This is a genomic window from Thermogutta sp., assembly GCF_014359955.1.
GTDB lineage: Bacteria > Planctomycetota > Planctomycetia > Pirellulales > Thermoguttaceae > Thermogutta.
Genome location: NZ_JACIYL010000500.1, coordinates 1 through 3,282 on the forward strand (window position 1 = coordinate 1; position 3,282 = coordinate 3,282).

General features: G+C 57.3%; 2 protein-coding genes and 1 pseudogene. 1 reads left to right on the plus strand and 2 read right to left on the minus strand.

Translation table 11 applies throughout. The annotated features are described in order from the left end of the window. Positions 1-542 (minus strand): annotated as a pseudogene (locus H5U08_RS13555) (gfo/Idh/MocA family oxidoreductase); the annotation flags it as partial. 420 nt (positions 543-962) lie between these two features. Here H5U08_RS13555 and H5U08_RS13560 point away from each other — a divergent pair. After that, positions 963-1,772 carry a hypothetical protein gene (locus H5U08_RS13560; RefSeq protein ID WP_297034072.1) on the plus strand — a complete coding sequence of 270 codons (810 nt, stop codon included), beginning with the start codon at positions 963-965 and terminating at the stop codon, positions 1,770-1,772. 16 nt (positions 1,773-1,788) lie between these two features. On the opposite strand, the gene H5U08_RS13565 is transcribed toward H5U08_RS13560, so the two are convergent. Further along, a partial coding sequence (locus H5U08_RS13565; protein WP_297034074.1) for a thioredoxin family protein occupies positions 1,789-3,282 on the minus strand: 1,494 nt, incomplete at its 5' end.

Consider the following 3,282-nt stretch of genomic DNA (forward strand, 5'->3'; position numbering starts at 1 on the left):
CCCACCTTGAGATTCTTCTTCTCAGATTCTTCCGCAGCCTTCATCAGGCGGCGAGTGGCAGGGGCGTCCACGCCAAACGACTTTTCCATGAAGACGTTGACCCCTTTTTGCACCGCGTATTCAAAGTGAACCGGTCGAAACGCTGCGTGCGTCGCAAGAATGACAACATCACCCGGACGGAGGCAATCAATCGCATGCCGATAGGCGTCAAATCCAAGAAACCGACGCTCCGGTGGAACATCCACTTTATCGGGGAATTTACTTTGAAGGTTCTGCAGGCTTCCTTCCAAACGATCTGTAAACAGATCCGCCATCGCCACCAGCTTCACCGGGCCTCCCGTTGTCGAGAAAGCATCTCCCACAGCCCCAGTTCCCCGGCCGCCACAGCCCACCAGGGCCAATTGAATGGTGTTATTCTCACCCACATGGTATCCATAGATAAGACCGCCCTTTACCAGCGAAACGGCCGACAGCAGGGCACCGCTTTGGACTAGGAATTCTCGTCGAGACTTTGTCATCTTGCCATGGCGAGCATCAGACATGGTTCCCTCCCTTCTTCAAAACGGACCACCAGCTTTTCCAATGTCCGGCACCCTAATGCCGCCGCCAATTTATCACGCACGCCGGGTGTTCACAAGCGCCGCGGCGCTGGCCGATGTCATACCAAGACACGGGCGGTAAACAGGTTAAGTTCTGTTCGTGAATCTCATCTTGGCTAGCCCGCGTCCCGCCTGCGTCAGCGGACCGGGCGTACTGCGTAGGTTTCCCTTTTTCCTACGCTGAGATTGCCTCTCCCGACAATGTCCGCCAGAATGGATGAGACGAATCAGAGTGTTTCGGATTGAATTTTAAGTGTCCCCTGGCGAAGCACCATTGAATAAGCCGCTGGACACCTGGGGCCCTGCTCGGTCAAATGCAAGAGTAAAAGTTCACCCGCATTCGCAAGGAGTTGCTTCAATCCCATGATGTACGGTGCGTCTCTGCTCGTACTATTCTGCTGCGGCGTGGACGTCGGCTGGCAACCTTCCGGGGATGGTGGCATCGAGTACATCATTCAGATATCGCCCGAAGAACTGCAAAACCTTCGCCCCGGCGATATCCTTGCTGCCAGTGATGTGCCGCCGAATCTGCCACCCATCACGACATATCGGGTCGTTGTGGGCAGCGGTCCCCTACCTCGCAAACTTCCCGAAGCCGCACCGTTGTCGAGCTCCCAGGAACTTCCCTCGGCGGCCCACGCCGATCGTCCGCCAGGTGCAAGCCCCGGCCCGAGAGCCACCCCGCCGAGTTCACTCCCAGGCCCGATTGCCACCGCACAGTCTGCTGTGGCTCTCATGCCGACCGAGAATGAAAGTCCAAACGGTGAGAATAGCCAAGCAGATGATGGCTCCCGTCCGAGTGCCGGTCCCGCTAAAAGCCAACCGCCGGACGGGGCCGATGCCTCCCCGCCAGATCAATCCGCCCAAGAACCCACTGAATCCGTCTCATCGCAGGAAAATAAGGCTCACACGGCGGCAAGTCAAAGCGCGAGGGCAGCTACCACGATCGATGCCCGCTGGGCGTTTCTTCTCGTGGCCGCCACGGCAACGACAACTGCCGGCATGTGCTTTGTTTCCTGGATTGCATGGGATTACCGGAAAAAATATCTTTCTTTACTCCAGCAATGTCACACCGAACAGGCAGGCGTGGCTGGCGAGTTGGCTTCAGTCTCGGAGTCACCCGGGAACTCGAACTCGCAACGGCATTCCCCGCCGGAAACTGAGATCCAGTGAGAGCCGCGGCCGAGTATCAACCAGCGAGTCCCCCACCAGGCAACAAGGTGTTGCGTGACGGTCCAGCCTCCTGAAGTGCCCGTAGGATGTCTCTCTGCGTGTACCAGCCGGTGAAGATAATCGGTTCGTTCGGTCGATCAGCCGGGAAAATCGCGATCACTGGCACCTGCTGAAAGCCCAGCCACTTGAGGAACTGAGTCACCTCCGGGGCTTCGTGGGTCCAATCTGCCTTGAGCAGGACCACGCGGTTCTCGCGGAGAGCCTCGCGCACCGGTCGGGAATTGAGAACTGTCGCTTCCAGCGTCTTGCAGGTTAAACACCAGTCCGCCGTGCAATCAACGAGCACAGTAAATCCGCCGCTTTTTCCCGGGCTGCTACCGTTCGGTGGATTGGCTACTAACGAATTCTGCAACTGCGGGCCCGATTCCCGCAGAGCAAGCTCCTGGACTCTTTCGCGAAAACGGTCTTCCATGACCCGCAGCAACCCACCAATTCTCCGCTCCTTAACCGGAATCCCAGGAAACAGAAGCAGCCACGCCAGGGCGACAAATCCCACCGCGCCGACCCAGGCCCGAACCTTTCGCAAAGTAATGCCCGTCATGGCCGCACGCTCGACCCACCAGCATGCAGCCCAGATTGCGAAGAGCAGGCCCACAGTGGGCACAATGTAAGGCCAGTCCAGAAAAGTCAGAATGAACAAGACCGTCCCCAGGAGCACAAATCCCATGATCCGTTCGAAGACCTCCATCCACGGACCGGGCTTTGGCAGAAACCGGATGAGCTCCGGGAACAAGCCAACGACCAGATAGGGACTCGCCATGCCAAGCCCCACACTCATAAAAACGAGAAAGACCGTCAGCGGCGGTTGGGTGAAGGCCCACGCCAGCGCCGATCCCATAAAGGGACCGGTACAGGGCGTCGCCAAAAACGTCGTGAACACACCCTTGAAGAATGCCCCCAATACTCCCTCTTTTTCGGCAAGCTCGGCCGCTCGTCCCGAACCAACAAAACCGGGAATCGGAATCGTCCAAATCCCCAGAAACGCGAGCGCCATGGCAAAGACTACCGCCGCCATGATTACGTTAAAGCCCGCCAAACGGAACAGATGGCCCCATCCGAACTGAAGAGTGATCGCCAGCCCGGCGAGGAGGGCAAACACACTCAACAAACCGATGCTGTACCAAACATTCAGCCAGAATGCCTTCCAGCGACTTTCCCCGGCCTGCTGCATGAAGGCAAACAACTTGAGGCCAATAACGGGAAGCACGCATGGCATAACATTGAGCAAAATCCCTCCCAGAAAACCAGCCGCCATCTGCAAAACCAGATACCAGATAGAAGACGACTGATTAAAGAGAGTGATTTTGAGCTGATCGGGATTAAACTCGGGTCCAACGAACTGTTTGAATCGCTCAAGAGAAAACGGCTGCCACGGGAGCAACTGCTCTCCCTCCAAACCGCCCGTCTCTTTTTGGCCCTGTGATCCGGTCGCCTCCCGTGCCTGCTCAAG